Here is a 19,152-nt window from a genome sequence, read left to right as displayed (position 1 = left end):
CACTACCTCAGCCGTTGGGCCCTACTGTCGCAACGATGGTCACTTGCTTGTTGTCCGGTATTTCCTGGTAGGCCAGCACATGCAATCCAGGGACTGCGAGGCGGCCAAAGCGCGAGAGCATCGCGCGGATCGGGCCGGCTACCAAGAGGATCACCGGCTGACCTTGCATTTCCTGACGCTGCGCCGCTTCGATGAGCGAACGCTGCAGCTTCTCGGCCATGCTTGGCTCCAGCAGAACACCCTCTTCCGAGCCTTGTCCTGCCTTCTGCAGACTATTGAGCAATATTTGTTCCAACCTTGGTTCCAAGGTGATCACAGGCAGCTCGGACTCAGTGCCTACAATGCTTTGGACGATGGCGCGCGATACGCCGACCCGCACAGCAGCCACCAGCGCGGCGGTATCTTGACTCTTCGCGGCGTTGTTGGCGATGGCTTCGGCGATGCTGCGGATATCGCGCACCGGCACATGTTCGGCAAGCAGCGCTTGCAGCACTTTGAGCAGCTGCGACAACGTGACCACGCCCGGCACCAGCTCTTCTGCCAGTTTCGGCGAGCTTTTGGCCAGCAATTGCATAAGTTGCTGCACTTCTTCGTGGCCGATCAGCTCACTGGAGTGCTTGTACAGAATCTGGTTCAAGTGGGTCGCGACCACGGTGCTGGCGTCGACCACGGTGTAACCGAGCGATTGCGCCTGGGCGCGCTGGCTGATTTCGATCCATACCGCCTCGAGGCCGAAAGCCGGATCTTTGGCGTTGATACCGTTGAGCGTGCCGTAGACCTGGCCTGGGTTGATCGCCAGTTCGCGGTCCGGGTAGATCTCGGCTTCGGCGAGGATCACGCCCATCAGGGTCAGGCGATAGGCGCTTGGCGCCAGATCGAGGTTGTCGCGGATGTGCACGGTAGGCATCAGGAAGCCCAGATCCTGCGAGAGCTTCTTGCGCACGCCCTTGATCCGCGCCAGCAATTGCCCGCCCTGGTTGCGATCCACCAGCGGAATCAGGCGATAACCGACTTCCAGACCGATCATGTCGATCGGCGTCACGTCGTCCCAGCCCAGCTCTTTGGTTTCCATGGCGCGGGCCGGCGACGGCAGCAAATCCTGCTGGCGCTTGACCTCTTCCAACGCCACGACTTTAGCGACGTTCTGCTTTTTCCAGAACAGGTACGCGCCGCCAGCGGCCAGCGCAGCCATGCTCAGGAACGAGAAGTGCGGCATGCCCGGCACCAGGCCCATGACCGCCATCAACCCGGCGGCCACGGCCAGCGCTTTCGGCGAGGCGAACATCTGGCGATTGATCTGCTTGCCCATGTCTTCCGAACCGGAAGCACGGGTCACCATGATCGCTGCCGCTGTTGATAACAACAGTGATGGCAATTGCGCCACCAAACCGTCACCAATGGTCAGCAAGGCGTAAACCTTGCCGGCATCGCCGAAGCTCATGTTGTGCTGGAAGATACCGACAGCCATACCGCCGATGAGGTTGATGAACAGAATCAGCAGGCCGGCAATGGCGTCACCACGGACGAATTTGCTGGCACCGTCCATCGAACCGTAGAACTCGGCCTCTTGGGCGACTTCCTGACGGCGCATCTTGGCCTGGTTCTGGTCGATCAGACCGGCATTGAGGTCGGCGTCGATCGCCATTTGTTTGCCGGGCATCGCATCGAGAGTAAAGCGCGCGCTCACCTCGGAAATCCGTCCGGCACCCTTGGTGACCACGACGAAGTTGATGATCATGAGGATCGCGAAGACCACGATACCGACCACGTAGTTACCGCCGATCACCACCTCACCGAAGGCCTGAATCACCTTACCGGCAGCGGCGTGGCCGTCCTGACCGTGGAGCATCACCACCCGCGTCGAGGCCACGTTCAACGCCAGCCGCAACAGCGTCGCGACCAACAGAATCGTCGGGAACACGGCGAAATCCAGCGGCCGCAGCGCATACACGCAGACCAGCAGGACGACGATCGACAGGGCAATGTTGAAGGTGAAGAACACGTCGAGCAGGAACGGCGGCACCGGCAACATCATCATCGCCAGCATGACCAGCAGCAACAACGGCACGCCCAGATTGCCTCGACTGAGGTCGGCAACGTTTGTGCGAGCAGTGTTGAATAACTGAGAGCGATCCACCGGTTTTCCCCGTTCCTTTAAAGCAAACTTTTGACGCCCAGAGCGGGCTCACGGCGGGTACTGCAAGAAGCTTTCCAACTTTGACCAGGGAGAGAAAACATGACCAATGTAGACCTTCGCCTGCTCGCGGTAGCGGTTTGTCTGGTTCGAATTGATCGACTGAAAAATCCTCATCGCGAGCAGGCGAAGGCCTACAGGGGATTGCATTCCAGATGTCAGATTGAAATGCATTCCAAAATGTGGGAGCGAGCCTGCTCGCGAAGGGGCCCTTATGTCCGGCACAAATTTTTCGATTTAAACGAAGCTGTTTAAAAGACACCTGCAGACACGGTCTCAAGGCTACAAATCCTTGCGCCATTGCCTACAGCCAAGCCAGAATCCGCCGGCTTGTGAGCCTTGGGGTCGGGTTCTATTGTGGTCCGGTCGCTGACGAATCAGCGATCGGGTCTCGCAGCCCGTCGATCTCTGGACGCACAACACCCGCTTTTTTATGGCGGCTGTACGTGGGAGACCTTCGGCTCTGCCGGTTCTAGAGTCCCGGTCTGCGACCCGCGTATAGCTGCCACCTTCATTCGTCTCGCAGCGAACGTTGGCAGCTCCAATGACTCTAGGAGCAGTCGCAGCGCAGGACGCTGCTGGGGATTGCGCAACTGATCATGCTGGGCGAGTTGGCGGTGAATCGGGTGATGGATAATCTGGAATTGCCGAATTAACGCCTGACTACCGTGCAGAAAATCGTTCCCGTACTATGCGCGGGAACGATCCACAGTGATGGCTCCAGAACGGCTTGCCCCGCCCGGAAAGCCGCTGAAAGCGCTGATCGCCGCCACTTTCAGCCATGACGCCTATCTGACTACGTCGGGAAATACCCCATTGCCCGAGAGCGAGTCGCCCCATCAGATAAAAACACGTTGCGACTGCCCATGACCCCGTTGCTCACCAGCAACGAATGTTCGATTGCATACAAGTGCGGGTATGAAAGATTGACCGACACAAACCGCCCGTAATACAAGCCCCGCCCGCCATAGATGGGCGTCACGTCAACAAAGTTGTTATGCAAAATCCCCCATCCCATGGGTTGTCCACTGTTGTCCATGCTAACGGCACCGAACTGCCTGAACCAGGCGCCGGCCTCGGCTGCAGTCATGAAGGTATTGTTCAATATCAGCCGGTAGACATTCATCACCCGCACCGGATAAGAAACCTGGTTTTCATCGGCATCCGTCACAGTGATAGTGGTTGATTGATTACTTAGCCCCGACACTTTGCCATTGGCATCGACCGATGCTATGCCCGCATTGGCTGAACGATAGGTGTAAGGCGGCCGCCCGCCCGTTGGAACGCGCACTTGCACATTGTTGACAACCTCGCGCTCGCGTAATCCATACGCTGTGCCGCCCAACAGTTTCCAGCCATTCAAAAGCATCGTTTGCGTATCAATTGCCAGTTTTTCTGTGACTTTGACGGTATACCGCGCCACAGGAAGCACCAATGCCGCGTCCTCATCATCCGTGCTTTTCAGTGCTATTTTGCAGGTCAACGCACATCCAGAAAGATCCTTCAGAGAGTAGAACCAGCTTCGCGCCGCCTTGACGCTGATGCCTTGAGTCACTTCTTCGGCAGTCAACGCGGTACCGGGGCGCAATACCAACGGCTCAACGCCCTCGCTGCTGACCATGATCCAGACGCGCTGCCCGACCTCGGCAATCGGCAGCGGCGGCTTGACCACACATGTGAGGTCAGTCTGGATGATTCTCAGATCGATCAGCGGTACAGCACCGGCTTCGACGATATGCGGCCGAGTCAGGACGGGATCACCGTCACTGATTGTCTTGACCGTCAACATCAACGGCCTGGACTGGATCGTCTTGCCGTTTCTGATCAGCTCGTAAAGGACTTCAACCAGTTTTCCCAGATTTTCCGCAATGAATGAAGGCCGCAGCACAAAGAATGCAACGTTGTCAGCATTCAACGGTAGAGGAGCAAACGTCGGCGAACCCTCCCCCGGCGCCCCTTTGACCAGCAAACGCACTTGATCACCCGGGCGCGGACTGGCCACATGGACTCGCGCTCGGGCACCGCCATTATTTTCCAGCGGGTCAAGTACGCCATCAGGCGCACGGCGTACAGTTGGCGGCTGCAACGACTGCGCCGGATCGCCGATATACAACTCGAGCAACGCGGATGATTGCGGCAGTTCGTCTGGCCGCTCGATCCACCAGAGCACACTGAAAAACTGCTCCCGATAGAACTTGATAGCTTCGCCGTCCAGCCAAAATTCCAGATCTTTGTCTGCCCGGGTTTGATCAATCGGCAACTTGTCCCGAAAAACTACCCCGCCCGCATCGCCCCGCCCCTCCACATGCACCACATCGCCCAGGCGGGTATACGAAGCTGCTGCAACCTGAATATCCGTTCCGTACGGCACATGCGCAGGATTGAGCACACCATCAATGGCGCTAATGACCACCGGCGCAGGCAAGACAGGTTTGAAATCGTCTACACGTGCATACAGCTTTTCCGATACCAATGCAGGATTCAACGTGGCATGGCTGACCTCATACGAGACACCGACCGACCCTCGGATCAATGGAGCGATGTTGTTGCCAGTGACATTAAAGGCAATGGCCTGCCCTACCAACCGGTCGCTGACGTCGCGATACGTCTGATACAGGTGCGGGCGTCCGGAAGCACTGGTCCCCATCCAAGTCAATGTGACTCTGAAACCCTTTTTGATCCGGTCATCGGGACCGCACAACACCACGGTCTGACTTAGCGCAGGATCCAGAGTGCCGCCCACCAGATCCGTCATCCACGGCGCCGGCAGTCGCAACGTCTTTCCTTGCAAGGTGAAAATATAGATCTCTGAACGATCCGGCTCCCCCTCATCTTTGATGCGCCGGTAATCCACTTGCACCTGCCCGGACGCACTGGCAAGCACTATCGGATTGGGAATTTTGAAAGACTGAATCCCGATACGAGTAATCGATTGCTCTTCATTGTGCTCGACCACCTCTCCGCTTTGCGCCGTAGCCGTCCATTGAAGCCGGAGTTTTTGCCCCTTCACAAAACCAGTGCGCGTAATGATCTGAACTTCCAGGTCGTCGAATCCAACCTCATCAAGGCTGACCAGATCTTCATCGGCGAGAGGAACGAATACCGGATCGAGCCAGTTTTTGTCTGGATCGCTGATGACGGTCGTACGCTCCGAAAAGTCGCTGACGTTCTCTACCTGATCTTCGATCTGATAGACCACCACCGCCGGATTTGCGGGGCCCGCATCCCGGATATTCTCTGGCGAAATGAAAACACTGATCTCTTTTCCGACCTCGCTTTCCAGCACCGTGTAGGGCGTGACAGCAATGCCGTGGAAACAGAGTTTCAACTTGTCCCCTTTGGTCATGAAGGGCCAGGGAGGGATAACCGCCGTGACGCCCTCGGCAGCCACTTCCTCGTCAATGACCTGCCCGGGCTTCAACTGAAGTCGAGCCGGCTTGAGTCGTTGATGGCCGGGCAAGTCCGGCTCGGGATCGTTGCCACCCGGCGGATCGATCTTGAACCAGACTTCGATCTGCGCCCCCTCAGGGGGCTGACCGCTTTTGCGCAGAATCTCGTAGCGCAAGGTATGCACGCCGGCCGGAACCAGCTTCGCAGCGATGTGCATCACCACATCGAGATTACCGTGGTCAGCAGGCAGCACCGACGTGTCAACCAAATTCTCACCGACGTACAGTCGAATGGTGTCGCCTTCGGCCATATTCAGATAGGCCTGTACCAGCACCCGAAGTCCGTTGGCACTCGTATAAAGCAAGGGGCGGTTGACCCCCACTTGCGCCGGCGGAAAATCGATGCCTGTGAACTGCCCGGGGATATTGGGCGGGAACAACGAAAAAAGCCCCATACCTCCGTTGGAGTCAAAAGGGGTTATGTCATGTTGCGTATCGTCGATATCGTCCTCAATCGGCATCACCATCAAACCAATCATCGCCCTGCTCCTGAAAAATTCCGTAGCGGTTTGCCAAGGATCTGCAGAGGCCATTGAAAACCTCACGACAACATTCGACCACTGTCAGAACTAACAGGTGCGCGGGTTTTTCAGACAAACGGCGCTGACACCCGAGGAGGAAAATACAATCTGGCGGATGCGCACAGGGGGACGGATTTATTTAACCAGTGAGCGGGGCTTGATCGAGATTTTTCTGCTGACCGGGATGGCCCATTCGCGAGCAAGCTCGCTCCCACTGGGAAATGCATTCCAAATGTGGGAGCGAGCTTGCTCGCGAAGGGGCCAGTGAAGTCAGCGCAAATCGCCTTTTAAACTCAGGCGTTTAAAAGACACCTCCAGACACGCCTTCCAGGCTACAAATTCTTGCGCCATTGCCTACAGCTACGCCAGAATCCGCCGGCTTGTGCGCTTTGGGGGCGGGTTCTATTGTGGGTCGGTCGCTGACGAATCAGCGATCGGGTTTAGCGACTCGGACCATCTCAGTGCATCAGCGTTCGTGGCTTCGTTGTGGGACTCTTCGCCCGCAATTACGTTATGGCGGCTGTATGCGGGAGACCTTTGGGTCTACCGGGGTGCCTGTGACCGGTTCGCTAACCTGCGTACAGCTGCCACCTTCACTTGTTTAGCGACAGGGAAAGAGTGGCTCCATAACCTCAGGAGCTTCACCATGATCAAACCAACACCCAACCCGCCCGAAACCGACTCCACCTCCCCCTACGAATCCCTCGATTCAAAAAAACTCAACGATGCCGCCGAACGCGCCCTCGATCACTACCTGTGCCCACCCGGCTCTACTCCACCACCGCGTAAAACCCGCCGGATGTACGCCGTGACCGCCGACTTCAAAAACGAAGAACTGCTGGCCGATGCCAGCGAAACACTCGCTTGCGCCAGAACCATCGCCCATGACTTCGCCCACCTCATACCCGCGTCGCAGCGCAGGACGCTGCTGGGGATCGCGCAACTGATCATGCTCGGCGAGCTGGCGGTGAATCGGGTGATGGATAATCTGGAATTGCCGCAATAAAGCGCCGCCACTGATGCCCTCCTGTGGGAGTGAGCTCGCTCACGAAGGCTGACTTACAGGCAACACAGCTTTTCAGGCAAAAAAACCGCCGTTCCGAATCAACCCGAACGGCGGTTTTTTTCATCCAGTAAACGACCACTCGTCTGATCATCACCCGCACCTGTCAGATCTGACAGGTGTGCAATCGGCAATTAAGCGTTCTGATGACACCTGACCCTTTTACCGCTCAGGAGCGTCAGTCATGACCACAACCCAGACACCCGACAACGCCGTGTTGGCGCTCTCCCCACCTCGCGCTCCTGAAGCGACTACGCCTGTAGTGGGTGCCCATTATGGTGTGCCCAAACGCGAATATGACCTCAAACCCATGGGCCTGACCATTGACGTCGATCCTCCGCTAGCCGGTACGGTCGATGCGGGCGACGTGATCCGCCTGGTGCTGAACAACGCCAGCACCGAAGCGACAAAAACCATCCAGCCTGGCCAGGAAAATGCCGTTCATACCCTCTACCTGCCCAAAGGCTTGTTGCGGCCAAATCAACTCAACACGCTTGTTTACACCATCACCCGCGGCAGCGAGAACAGAGGCACGTCGACGCCTGAGTTGACCTTGCTGTACAACGCCATTCGCCCCGGCAATCAGGATCGCACGCCCGGCGACGGCGCCCACTCCGAACTGCAACTGATCCTGCCGCAGGACGTGATCGATGACGGCATTGATGCCGAGCGCGCCAAACAAGGTGTGCAGGTGTGCTTTACCTACCCCTACTGCCGCGCCTACGACGTAATCCGCTTGAACTGCAACGGCAAGGATGTCGTGCGAACCGTCTCCGCCGCTGAAGCCCCGGCCAGCCCTTCAGCCGAACTGACGACAATTTGCGTGATGGTTGGGGAAGATGTGTTCCAGCAGGCCGGGGACAATTCGAAGTTCGTGTTTTCCTACACCGTAACCGATCAGCTTGGCAACGGGCCAGACACCGACTCGCCGTACTCTGGAACGGTGGAGGTCGATGTTCACCTGAAGGAAACCCGACTGGTCGCCCCCGATCTGGCCGAAGACCCGGACGATCCGAGCGATGACCCAAGCACCATCGATCTGGCCAAACTCGGCGGCAAGGATCTCACTGTTCTGGTACACGCCTTCGCGCCGACATGGCAGCCCAACGACAAAATCCGCGTGACCTACACCGCCACCAAGCCAGACGCCCCGGTCGTATCGCACACCGTCGAGGCCGATGTCGGGCGCATTCCGTTCACCTACAAACTGATGGTGCCCAATGCCAAAGTGATCGCCGGCAGCGTGGCGCGGGCGAAATATGAACTGGTGCGCGACGGCATTGCTACTGCAACCTCCGAGACTGCCACGCCCAACGTGATCGGCGGCAGCACCATTGTGTTGTTGCCCCCTTTTCTGGTGGCACCGGCCGTTGATCCGATTGATGTGCTTGCCTATCCGAACGGGGTGACGGTGCGCATCGAGTATCTTGGCGCTGTGAAAGGAGACCGTGCACGACTGGTCGAGGTCAATCCGCCGGCGGGCTCGCCGCAGTTTCCATTGGTGGAGTTCAACAGCAATAAGCGGGTGAATACGGTGTTGAGCCAGGCGTTTTTGGCGGCCAGGCATGCCAAGGAAATTCGGTTGCGCTGGAATTTGAATCGGGACGGTGGTCAGGCAGCTAAATCTCCGCCACTGGCTCTTACAATCCAGCCAATTTCTCCTGAAGATTCGCGCTTGCCTAAACCGCAAATCAATCAAGGGCCAGAACTGGATGTCACTCAGTTGCAGGTCAGTGACCGTTTGACTGTGTCTCCCTGGCCCGGCGAAGCAAACGGACAAAGGTTGTGGTTGCGTTACGAAGTGGTGACGGACGCCATTCCCGCTGAGCCCTTCAACGACCTTGTCGGCGGACTTCACACCCAACTACCCGGTCTGAGCCGTGAGTTACCAGTTAGCTGGCTGAAGACACTCAAGCACGGCAGTACACTGAAAATCAGTTTTTGGGTAAACCTGGCCGGAGGAACAGCAGAAACTGAAGCTGTGCTTTTTCCAGTGCGAACCTACTTGATTAAATCACTGGTATTGACTGCTCCCAAACTTCTGGACATACCGGGCCCGACGCTGGACTTTGACGACATCGCCGATACAGGGGCGCGTATTGAAGTTCCGGCTTATACCGGGATGTCGGTAGGGCAGTCAGTAAAAGTCGAACTTGAAGGTGTGGCTCCGGGACACACAACAGAATCAAAAGATGTTGCAGAAATTGCTGCCCTGATCTTTTCGATCCCGCGACCGGTATTCATTGCCAATGCAGGCCAACCGGTCACTATCACCTATCTGGTTGCTAACACTATGGGCCAGTGGGAAAAACCTGCCTCCCCTCCACTGCAATTGAACGTTCTCGCCAATACTTGGCAAGACTCGATAACTGATTTCAATGGTAATACTGGGGGGTGGGTGTTTGGACCTGCATCGAGAAGGGCCACACTACAAAATGGCTACTATGAGAACAAGTCTTGGGAACACTCGGGAAATTCGGGTGTTGCATTGCACCGGACCTTTCAGTTCAAAGCGGCAAGAACCTATCGCTTTACCTACCGAGTAGCGAATATCAATCCGCAGCCTGACAATCTTCCACCGAGGATCAGCATAAGCACCTCAAGCGGTTTAGCAATTCTGGGAGTGTTTGTCGTTCCCCGAACAGGTGCCTATTACGAACAAACCGCTATTTTTAGAGTCCCGGTTAGCGGTTCTTACACAATTAATGTTGTGAGTCATGAAGATCGGGGAGGTGGTGCCAATGCGGATGGGGGGAATGAATACCGTATCGACAGTATTTATGTAAGGCGGCTATAAGCAGTCGGACAACCAAGCACAAAGGGAACGGATTTATTGAACCAGTGATTTAAACAGCGGGGCTTGATTAAGGTTTTTCTGCTGACCGGGATGGCCTTTTCGCGAGCAAGCTCGCTCCCACAGGGAAATGCATTCCAAATGTGGGAGCGAGCTTGCTCGCGAAGGGGCCAGTGAAGTCAGCGCAAATCGCCTTCTAAACTCAGGCGTTTAAAAGACACCTTCAGACACGCCTTTCAGGCTACAAATTCTTGCGCCATTGCCTACAGCTACGCCAGAATCCGCCGGCTTGTGCGCCTTGGGGTCGGGTTCTATTGTGGGTCGGTCGCTGACGAATCAGCGATCGGGTTTAGCGACTCGAACTCAAGTCAAAGGTGCATCAGCGTTCCAGGCTTCGTTGCGGATCTGTATTTTCGCGATTTCGTCATGGTGGCTGTATGCGGGAGACCCTCGGGTCTGCCGGGTGCCTTTGACCGGTTCGCTAACCTGCGTACAGCCGCCACCTCTCCTGTTTAGCGACAGGTTGTCGCGGCTCCACCTCAAAGGAGCTTCACCATGATCAAACCAACACCCAACCCACCCGAAACCGACCCCACCTCCCCCTACGAATCCCTCGATTCAAAAAAACTCCACGAAGCCGCCGACCGCGCCCTCGATCACTACCTCTGCCCACCCGGCTCCACGCCACCACCGCGTAAGACCCGCCGGATGTACGCCGTCACCGCAGACTTCAAAAACGAGGAACTGCTGGCCGATGCCAGCGAAACACTCGCTTGCGCCAGAACCATCGCCCATGACTTCGCCCACCTCATACCCGCGTCGCAGCGCAGGACGCTGCTGGGTATCGCGCAATTGATCATGCTCGGTGAGCTGGCGGTGAATCGGGTGATGGATAATCTGGAGGTGCCGCAGTAGCGACACGCGATGATCGTTCCCACGCGCAGCAAAGGAATGCCTCAACGGACGCTCCGCGTTCGGCTTTGGAAGGGACGCGGAGCGTCCCGGGCTGCATTCCTTTGCTGCGCGTGGGAACGATCATAAAAAACCGCCGCCCCGTTTTCAGCGGCTTTGCGAACAGTGGTCAATACCGGAGGATTTTTACTTTTCCATTCTTGCTCTTGGGCAATTCGAACTCGACCTCGCCGCCGACTTTGACGCTCGCCCGCAGGGCATCGGGCAATGGAATGCTGAATCGGTATTCTTTGGCCGTCAGAAAAAAACCCGTGGCTTCGGCAAAGGAAATACATCGTCCCGAGGGCTTCGGCGTGATGGTGCCCCTTCCGGTTTTTTCGTCATAACTGCTGAAAATACCTTTCATTGTCGTGCTCCCTTGCACTCGCCCGCATGACCGCGCCAGGTTCACGGCGCCACCTTGCATCAAACTGCAAAATCACGACAAGCGCACCTGTCAGAGTTGACAGTAAAGGGAGATCTCAGACCAATGGCTGCACAACGACGTCAGGAGTCGCGACGCAGATCCGGCGGAATCGGCAAGTCGTCCTTGAGCGGATCCGGGCGTTTGCCCTTGCCCGCACGGTACTGGCGGATCTGGTAGACGTAGGCCAGGACCTGCGCGACCGCGAGATACAGACCACCAGGAATTTCCTGCTCGAGTTCGGTGGAGTAGTAGATCGAACGCGCCAGCCCCGGCGATTCGAGGAGCATGACGTTGTTGGCTACGGCGATTTCGCGGATTTTCAGGGCGAGGAAGTCGCTGCCCTTGGCCAGCAGCACGGGTGCGCCGCCCTTCTCCGAGTCGTACTTGAGCGCGACGGCGTAGTGGGTCGGGTTGGTGATGACCACGTCGGCGTCGGGAATCGCCGCCATCATGCGCCGCTGGGACATCTCGCGCTGGGTCTGGCGGATGCGCTGTTTGACCTCCGGGCGACCCTCCTGATCCTTGTGCTCGTCGCGCACTTCCTGCTTGGTCATCAGCAGTTTCTTGTGGGCTTCCCAGAGCTGCACCGGCACATCGACAGCCGCGATGATGATCAGGCCGCAGGCCAGCCACAATGTGCTCCAGCCGACCAGCGTCACGCTGTGGATGATCGCCATTTCAAGTGGCTCGTGGGCGATCCGCAAAAAGTCATCGACGTCCGCCGACAACACTGCCAACGCCACGCCCAGTGTGATCAGGAACTTGGCCAGGGCCTTGAGCAGTTCGACCACAGCCTTGAACGAGAACATCCGCTTCAGGCCTGCCGCCGGGTTCATCCGGCTGAACTTGGGCGCCATGGAGCCCGCTGCGAACAGCCAGCCACCGAGGGAAATCGGCCCGATCAACGCGGCGAGCAACAGAGTGATCATGATCGGCTGGATCGCCAGCAGCGCCATCTGGCCCGACTGCAACAGAAACGCGCCCATGGAACCCTGATCCATGATCACTTCGCGCGACAGCGTGAAGTTCAGGCGCATCAGTTCCATCAGGTCTTCGGCCAGCATGCCGCCAAACACCAGCAGCGCACCGGCACCGGCCATGGTCACGGCCAGGGTGTTGAGTTCTTTGGAACGGGCAATTTCACCCTTTTCACGGGAGTCCTTTTTACGTTTCTCCGTGGGGTCTTCTGTTTTGTCCTGACCGCTTTCGCTCTCTGCCATGACTCAGCGCGCCCGTGCCAGTTCGCGTAACAACTGCAAGGCCTCGGTGGCCAGCGGCTGGTACTGATTGAGAATGTCCGCCAGACCGACCCAGACGATAAACAGACCGAGCACCAGGGTCAGCGGAAAACCGATGGAGAAAATGTTCAGTTGTGGCGCCGCGCGGGTCATCACGCCAAACGCGATGTTGACCACCAGCAACGCCGTCACCGCCGGCAACACCAGCAACAATGCGGCGCCCAGCACCCAGCCGAGTTTGCCGGCCAGTTCCCAGTAATGCGCGGTCATCAGACCGCTGCCGACCGGTAGCGTGGTGAAGCTTTCGGTGAGGACTTCGAAGACCACCAGATGGCCGTTCATCGACAGGAACAGCAAAGTCACCAGCATGGTGAAGAACTGCCCGATCACCGCCACCGAGACACCGTTGGCCGGGTCGACCATCGAGGCGAAGCCCATGCCCATCTGAATCGCGACAATCTGCCCCGCGACGGCAAAGGCCTGGAAAAACAGTTGCAGGGAAAACCCCAGCACCGCACCGACCAGAATCTGCTCGGCTATCAGCAGCAAGCCACTGAGATCCAGCGGGCTGACCGCCGGCATCGGCGGCAGGCTCGGCGCAATACACACGGTGATGGCCACGGCGAAATACAGGCGCACCCGGCGCGACACCAACGTCGTGCCGAACACCGGCATGACCATCAGCATCGAGGCGACGCGAAACAGCGGCAACATGAACGAGGCCACCCAGGTACTGATCTGGGTGTCGGTCAGCTGAAGCAGCGATTGCATGGCTTAGCCGATGACCATCGGGATGTTTTTGTACAACTGGATGATGTATTCCATGAACGTCTGCACGATCCACGGACCACCGATGATCAACGTCACCAGCATCACCAGCAGACGCGGGAGGAAGCTCAGGGTCTGTTCGTTGATCTGCGTAGCGGCCTGGAACATCGCCACCAGCAAGCCGACCAACAGGCTCGGCACTACCAGAATCGCGACCATCAATGTGGTCAGCCAAAGGGCTTCACGAAAGATATCGACCGCAACTTCCGGCGTCATGGCGAGACACCTCCAAAACTGCTGGCCAGGGTGCCGATGATCAGCGCCCAGCCATCAACCAGCACGAACAGCATGATTTTGAACGGCAGCGAGATGATCAGCGGCGAGAGCATCATCATACCCATCGCCATCAGCACACTGGCCACGACCAGGTCGATGATCAGGAACGGAATGAAGATCATGAAGCCGATCTGGAACGCGGTTTTAAGCTCGGACGTGACGAATGCCGGCACCAGAATGGTCAGCGGCGCCTGATCCGGCGTGGCAATGTCGGTACGTTTGGACAAGCGCATGAACAGCTCCAGATCGCTGGTGCGGGTCTGCGCGAGCATGAAGTCCTTGATCGGCACCTGGGCCTTTTCGACCGCTTGCTGGGCGGTAAGGGTTTCCGCCAGATACGGTTGCAGCGCGTCCTTGTTCACCCGGTCGAACACCGGGGCCATGATGAACATGGTGAGGAACAGCGCCATGCCGGTGAGGATTTGGTTCGACGGCGTCTGTTGCAGGCCGAGGGCCTGACGCAGGATCGAGAAGACAATGATGATCCGGGTGAAACTGGTCATCAGAATCACGGCCGCCGGAATGAAGCTCAGGGCGGTCATGATCAGCAGGATCTGCAGACTGACCGAATACTCCTGCGCGCCATCGGCGTTGGTGCCCAGCGTGATCGCCGGGATCGACAACGGATCGGCGGCGAATGCCAGCGGCGCGGCCAGCAACAGGGCCAGCGTCAAGACGATGCGTAACGCACCCATTACTTCTTATCCTTCTGATCCTTGCCGAGAATCTTCAGCAGATGCTGGGCAAATTCCGGGGTCGCTTTCTCGCTGGTATTCGGCACCTCGACCGGCTCTTTGAGCACATGCAGCGCGGTGATGGTGCCGGGGCTGAGGCCGAGCAGAATCTGCTCGTTGCCGACCTGCACCAGCAGCAAACGGTCACGCGGGCCGAGCGCGCGCGAACCGATCAGCTCGATCACCTGGCCCTTGCCTGCCGGACCTGCCTGCTGCACCCGGCGCAACAGCCAGGCGAGGAAGAAGATCAACCCCAGCACCAGCAACAGGCCGAATACCAGTTGCGTCAGTTGCCCGGCCACGCCGCTGTTGACCATCGGCGCGGTGGCGGCTGGCACTGTGGTCGCCGTTGAAGGCTCGGCGGCCAGCACGCTCAATGGCAATGCCAGCAAAGCCCAGAGAAACCGTTTCACTCAGCGCAGCTTCTTGATGCGTTCGCTTGGGCTGATCACGTCAGTCAGGCGGATGCCGAACTTCTCGTTGACCACAACTACTTCACCGTGCGCAATCAGCGTGCCGTTAACCAGCACGTCGAGCGGCTCACCGGCCAGACGATCAAGCTCGATTACCGAACCCTGGTTGAGTTGCAGCAGGTTGCGAATGTTGATGTCGGTGCTGCCGACTTCCATCGAGATCGACACCGGGATGTCGAGAATCACGTCCAGGTTCGGGCCATCGAGGGTCACCGGATCGTTGTTCTTCGGCACGCTGCCGAACTCTTCCATTGGCAGACGCGAGCCGCTGGATGCGTCGGCGGCCAGCAGGGCGTCGATGTCAGCTTGACCGTCACCGGTTTCTTCCAGGGCCGCAGCCCATTCGTCAGCCAGTGCCTGGTCGTCCTGGGCGTTCATATCGTCGTTCATCATTTGTCCTCGGCGGGCAAAAATTCAGTTAAATGCTTGGGGTAGGAGCGCCGTTTCAGCGACGCTCGATCGGCTCGATCACTTGCAACGCGAGGTTGCCTTTGTGCGAGCCCATCTTGACCTTGAAGGCCGGCACGCCGTTGGCGCGCATGATCATGTCTTCCGGCATCTCGACCGGGATCACGTCACCCGGCTGCATGTGCAGGATGTCGCGCAGTTTCAACTGGCGGCGCGCCACGGTGGCGCCGATGGGTACGTCGACATCGAGGACGTCCTGACGCAGCGCGTTGACCCAGCGCTCGTCCTGATCGTCGAGGTCGGACTGGAAACCGGCGTCGAGCATTTCGCGCACCGGCTCGATCATCGAGTACGGCATGGTCACGTGCAGGTCGCCGCCACCGCCATCGAGTTCGATGTGGAACGTGGAGACCACGATCGCTTCGCTTGGGCCGACGATGTTGGCCATAGCCGGGTTCACTTCCGAGTTGATGTACTCGAAATTGACTTCCATGATCGCCTGCCAGGCTTCTTTCAAATCGACGAAAGCCTGTTCCAGCACCATGCGCACCACACGCAGTTCGGTCGGGGTGAATTCACGCCCTTCGATCTTGGCGTGACGGCCGTCGCCGCCGAAGAAGTTGTCCACCAGTTTGAACACCAGTTTGGCGTCAAGGATGAACAGCGCGGTGCCGCGTAACGGTTTGATCTTGACCAGGTTGAGGCTGGTCGGTACGTACAACGAATGCACGTATTCGCCGAACTTCATCACCTGCACGCCACCGACGGCAACGTCCGCCGAGCGGCGCAGCATGTTGAACATGCTGATGCGGGTATAGCGGGCAAAACGCTCGTTGATCATTTCCAGAGTCGGCATGCGTCCACGGACGATGCGGTCCTGACTGGTCAGGTCGTAGCTTTTGACACTGCCGGGTTCGGCAGCGTTATCGGTCTGTACCAGACCATCGTCGACGCCGTGCAACAGCGCGTCGATTTCATCCTGGGACAGCAGATCCTGCACGGCCATGTCGTGTTCCTACTGCAGTACGAAATTAGTGAAAAGCAACTGTTCGATCACCACTTTGCCCAGCTCTTTCTGCGCCACTTCCTGGACGCTGGCGGTGGCCTTCTGGCGCAACATCTCTTGGCCGACCGGGGTCGCCAAGGTGGCGAAATCCTGACCGGAGAAGAGCATCACCAGGTTGTTGCGGATCACCGGCATGTGCACTTTGAGCGCTTCCAGATCGGCCTGATTACGCGCCAGCATGGTGATGCTCACCTGCATGTAGCGCTGACGGCCGTTCTGGTTGTAGTTGGCAACAAAGGCCGGCGCCATCGGCTCGAAAATCGCCGGCTGCTTGCCGACAGGCGCTGCATCAGCGGCTTCGGCAGGCTTGCTCTGAGCGCTGTGCATGAAGAACCAGGTCGCCCCCACGGACGCGCCAATGGCCAGCAGCAACGCCAGCACGATCACAATGATCAGCTTGAGTTTGCCTTTGGTTGCGGGGTCTTTCACTGCTGCTGTTTCGCTCTTCGCCATGCCAATAATCCGTCACTAATCGGGTTTTCACAGTCGCACGGCAAGGCAAGAGCAAGTGTTATGCCAGAAGTGTCGGCCGTAGCGCAGACAACGCTAAAGTCAAAGGCACCCTCACCCCAGCCCTCTCCCGGAGGGAGAGGGAGCCGACCAAGGTGTCAGACGCCAAACATCGACCTGAAAAACCGAGTCCATTATGGATTCACAACAGGAGTATCCGGTCGGCGTACTTCGCAAGCATCCCCCAATCAGTCCCCTCTCCCTCTGGGAGAGGGCTAGGGTGAGGGTTTTCAGGGGGCCGACCGAGGTGCAAGACGTCAAACATCGACCTGAAAAACCGAGTCCATTATGGATTCACAACAGGAGTATCCGGTCGGCGTACTCCGCAAGCATCCCCCTATCAGTCCCCTCTCCCTCTGGGAGAGGGCTAGGGTGAGGGGCTCTTGATTTTGCTCAGGCGTAATAGTCGACCGCGCTGCTGCCAATCACGCTGGTGGTTTGAGCGGCGGCTTCAGCAATGGTTGCAGGCACCAATTCGTCATCCGCCGAATCGAGGCGACCGCCGGCCGCGCTGGTGCGACCACTCTGGCCCTGCTGCGCCTGTTCCTGACCTTGTTGCCCCTGCCAGCCACGGTTCTGGTCGGAGACATTGACGTCGACCTGACCCATGCCCTGCTGGTTGAACATTTCGCGCAGGCGATGCATCTGGCCGTCCAGCGCTTCTCGCACGCTTGGATGCGCGCTCATAAAGGTCACTTGGGTCTGCTGGTCCGGAACCATGTTGACGCGAATATCCAATCGCCCCAGTTCAGCCGGCTGCAGCTGAATGTCGGCCGCCTTCAGATTGGCACTCGACAGATACATGACGCGATTGACCACTTCTTCAGTCCAGCCGCTCTGGTGCATGGCGATCGGCTGATTCACCGGTACCGCGTTCGCAGTCTTCGGCGTGGCCGCCTGCGTCAGTGCCGCCAGACGGTTGGCGAAGTCATCGACGCGGGTATCGCTGGTCGCCGTTTTGAGATCTTTGAGGCCGTCGTCGATCAAGCCGCTGAACGCTTTGTCACCACCCTGGCTGGTGCTGTCCTTGTCGGCTTGCACGTCGAGCATACTGGCCATGCCGGCGGCGAAGGTTTGCGCGGAAGTCAATTCACCGTCGGCCTGAGCCTGAGCCGGCGACGCTTTCGGTTGCGCCTGGCTGGCGGCGGAAATGTGCCCGCCCTGCTCCATCGCCATGCGCACGGCCGGCATTGAGTCGAGCGGATCGGCCGAAGGGTCGAAATCGCTGTCAGTGGCCGGTGCCGGATCTTTGACCGTCCCCGGCAGAGCGGCAAGCGCAGGCGTTTCGGTTTCAGGCTGGCCAGTCGCGACGACCGCCGGATTCTGCACAACTGGCGTCGTGACTACCGGCTGCACAGCGGTTGCCAATGCCGGATCGAGCGTCGGATCAACCGGCGCCGCGTCTACGACTGGCGTCTGGGCGGTGCCTGTGTTGTCGTCGCTGCTGGCGCTGCTGTCATCGGTCGCTGCGGTTTTGTCGGCAGGCAAGTCGTTGCCGCTATCGGCAACCGCCGGTTGTGCAGCGGCAGACGGATCTTTGGCGATGTCCTTTTTGCCGCTGTTGTCAGCGACCTTGTCGCGCGCCGACTTGGGCGAATTGTCAGCGGTGGCGACAGGCTTGTTTGACCCCTGATCGGCGAACACTTTAGCGAAGCTTGAGGCTTTATCCCCGGTGTCTACGGCCATAGCCGACGATTTGGCCGAGGCGGCCTGCGCCTTGGCCTGAGCGGCATTCTGAAGAAGGATGTTGGGGGTCGCAGGCATGAAACGGTCTCCGCTGCACTGGGATCGTAGGTACAGTTGCAGAGATAGCTGCAAGTGCCGGGCCAGATTTGCCTGGCGCTCGTAAAAAGCGCCGGACGGCGGGATCAGTGAGTAGTGGCGTGCTGTCGCTCGTCTTCGTAAACAGTGCGAATTTCAGCGAATTCGACGCTGATATCGGCGACCAGCCTGACGTTTTCTGCCGGACTCTTGTCCCTTGCTTCGCTTTCCAGCTTCTGGCACAGCACGGCCAGTCGAACCGCGCCCATATTGCTGGCGCTACCCTTGAAGCTGTGAGCAACCTCCGATAGCACTTCGGCATCGGCGGTCGTTTGCAGCACCTGCACGCGACTTTCGGAATCTATCAGGAAGGTATCCAGCAAATCCGGATAGTTCTCCTCCATGACGTCACGCAATGTATCGAGTACGTCGCGATCCACATGTTGGTCAGTCACTTGT

At 58.3% G+C, this 19,152-nt stretch carries 16 protein-coding genes and 1 pseudogene; 4 read left to right on the top strand and 13 right to left on the bottom strand.

Going from position 1 to position 19,152, the window contains the following annotated elements; all coding sequences use genetic code 11:
• Window positions 1-7: 7 nt before the first annotated feature.
• Window positions 8-2,137: a flagellar biosynthesis protein FlhA gene (flhA, locus tag CKW14_RS27265; protein WP_093439768.1), complete on the bottom strand. Its 2,130-nt coding sequence runs from the start codon at window positions 2,135-2,137 to the stop codon at window positions 8-10.
• A 617-nt stretch (window positions 2,138-2,754) separates the two neighbouring features.
• On the opposite strand from flhA, the pseudogene CKW14_RS30605 reads away from it, so the two are divergent.
• Window positions 2,755-2,850: pseudogene (locus CKW14_RS30605) on the top strand (DUF6124 family protein); the annotation flags it as partial.
• 140 nt (window positions 2,851-2,990) lie between these two features.
• On the opposite strand, the gene CKW14_RS27260 reads toward CKW14_RS30605, so the two are convergent.
• On the bottom strand, window positions 2,991-6,122 hold the full coding sequence (locus tag CKW14_RS27260) for an Ig-like domain-containing protein (protein ID WP_095050189.1): 3,132 nt from the start codon (window positions 6,120-6,122) through the stop codon (window positions 2,991-2,993).
• 688 nt (window positions 6,123-6,810) lie between these two features.
• On the opposite strand from CKW14_RS27260, the gene CKW14_RS27255 reads away from it, so the two are divergent.
• From CKW14_RS27255 to CKW14_RS27245, 3 genes are all read left to right on the top strand, one after another.
• Window positions 6,811-7,170 (top strand): DUF6124 family protein, encoded by a 360-nt coding sequence (locus CKW14_RS27255; RefSeq protein ID WP_095050188.1) that lies wholly within the window; start codon window positions 6,811-6,813, stop codon window positions 7,168-7,170.
• A gap of 241 nt (window positions 7,171-7,411) precedes the next feature.
• The gene (locus CKW14_RS27250) at window positions 7,412-10,024 is read left to right on the top strand and encodes a hypothetical protein (RefSeq protein ID WP_095050187.1); all 2,613 of its coding nucleotides are present in this window, start codon (window positions 7,412-7,414) and stop codon (window positions 10,022-10,024) included.
• A gap of 552 nt (window positions 10,025-10,576) precedes the next feature.
• Window positions 10,577-10,936, top strand: a complete 360-nt coding sequence (locus CKW14_RS27245) for a DUF6124 family protein (protein WP_095050186.1) — start codon at window positions 10,577-10,579, stop codon at window positions 10,934-10,936.
• A gap of 166 nt (window positions 10,937-11,102) precedes the next feature.
• Here CKW14_RS27245 and CKW14_RS27240 read toward each other — a convergent pair whose 3' ends face one another.
• The 11 genes from CKW14_RS27240 to CKW14_RS27190 all read right to left on the bottom strand — a co-directional run bounded on the left by CKW14_RS27240 (window position 11,103) and on the right by CKW14_RS27190 (window position 19,148).
• On the bottom strand, window positions 11,103-11,339 hold the full coding sequence (locus tag CKW14_RS27240; protein WP_095050185.1) for a hypothetical protein: 237 nt from the start codon (window positions 11,337-11,339) through the stop codon (window positions 11,103-11,105).
• Window positions 11,340-11,479: 140 nt separating this feature from the next.
• Complete coding sequence (flhB, locus tag CKW14_RS27235) at window positions 11,480-12,619, bottom strand: flagellar biosynthesis protein FlhB (RefSeq protein WP_093439755.1); 1,140 nt, start codon at window positions 12,617-12,619, stop codon at window positions 11,480-11,482.
• Between the two features lie 3 nt (window positions 12,620-12,622).
• Window positions 12,623-13,408, bottom strand: coding sequence for a flagellar biosynthetic protein FliR (gene fliR, locus CKW14_RS27230; RefSeq protein WP_093439752.1), 786 nt, complete (start codon window positions 13,406-13,408; stop codon window positions 12,623-12,625).
• Window positions 13,409-13,411: 3 nt separating this feature from the next.
• Entirely contained in the window at window positions 13,412-13,681 is a 270-nt protein-coding gene (gene fliQ, locus CKW14_RS27225) for a flagellar biosynthesis protein FliQ (RefSeq protein ID WP_038363854.1), read from the bottom strand.
• A complete protein-coding gene (fliP, locus tag CKW14_RS27220; protein ID WP_095050183.1) occupies window positions 13,678-14,436 on the bottom strand; it encodes a flagellar type III secretion system pore protein FliP in 759 nt (252 codons plus the stop codon). The genes fliQ and fliP overlap by 4 nt, the downstream gene beginning before the upstream one ends.
• Window positions 14,436-14,888 (bottom strand): flagellar biosynthetic protein FliO, encoded by a 453-nt coding sequence (gene fliO, locus CKW14_RS27215; RefSeq protein ID WP_093439747.1) that lies wholly within the window; start codon window positions 14,886-14,888, stop codon window positions 14,436-14,438. Before fliO ends, fliP begins: the two co-directional genes overlap by 1 nt.
• Window positions 14,889-15,338 (bottom strand): flagellar motor switch protein FliN, encoded by a 450-nt coding sequence (gene fliN / locus CKW14_RS27210; protein WP_008077656.1) that lies wholly within the window; start codon window positions 15,336-15,338, stop codon window positions 14,889-14,891.
• Window positions 15,339-15,393: 55 nt separating this feature from the next.
• Window positions 15,394-16,362 carry a flagellar motor switch protein FliM gene (gene fliM, locus CKW14_RS27205; RefSeq protein ID WP_003222890.1) on the bottom strand — a complete coding sequence of 323 codons (969 nt, stop codon included), beginning with the start codon at window positions 16,360-16,362 and terminating at the stop codon, window positions 15,394-15,396.
• 9 nt (window positions 16,363-16,371) lie between these two features.
• Entirely contained in the window at window positions 16,372-16,875 is a 504-nt protein-coding gene (fliL, locus tag CKW14_RS27200; protein ID WP_007920033.1) for a flagellar basal body-associated protein FliL, read from the bottom strand.
• Between the two features lie 450 nt (window positions 16,876-17,325).
• Window positions 17,326-18,696: a flagellar hook-length control protein FliK gene (locus CKW14_RS27195; protein WP_095126508.1), complete on the bottom strand. Its 1,371-nt coding sequence runs from the start codon at window positions 18,694-18,696 to the stop codon at window positions 17,326-17,328.
• Window positions 18,697-18,800: 104 nt separating this feature from the next.
• Window positions 18,801-19,148 carry an Hpt domain-containing protein gene (locus tag CKW14_RS27190; RefSeq protein ID WP_095050181.1) on the bottom strand — a complete coding sequence of 116 codons (348 nt, stop codon included), beginning with the start codon at window positions 19,146-19,148 and terminating at the stop codon, window positions 18,801-18,803.
• Window positions 19,149-19,152 lie beyond the last annotated feature (4 nt).

It is taken from the genome of Pseudomonas sp. Irchel s3a12 (assembly GCF_900187485.1).
In the GTDB taxonomy this organism is placed as follows: domain Bacteria; phylum Pseudomonadota; class Gammaproteobacteria; order Pseudomonadales; family Pseudomonadaceae; genus Aquipseudomonas; species Aquipseudomonas neuropathica.
This window is presented reverse-complemented; position numbering and strand designations above follow the sequence as displayed.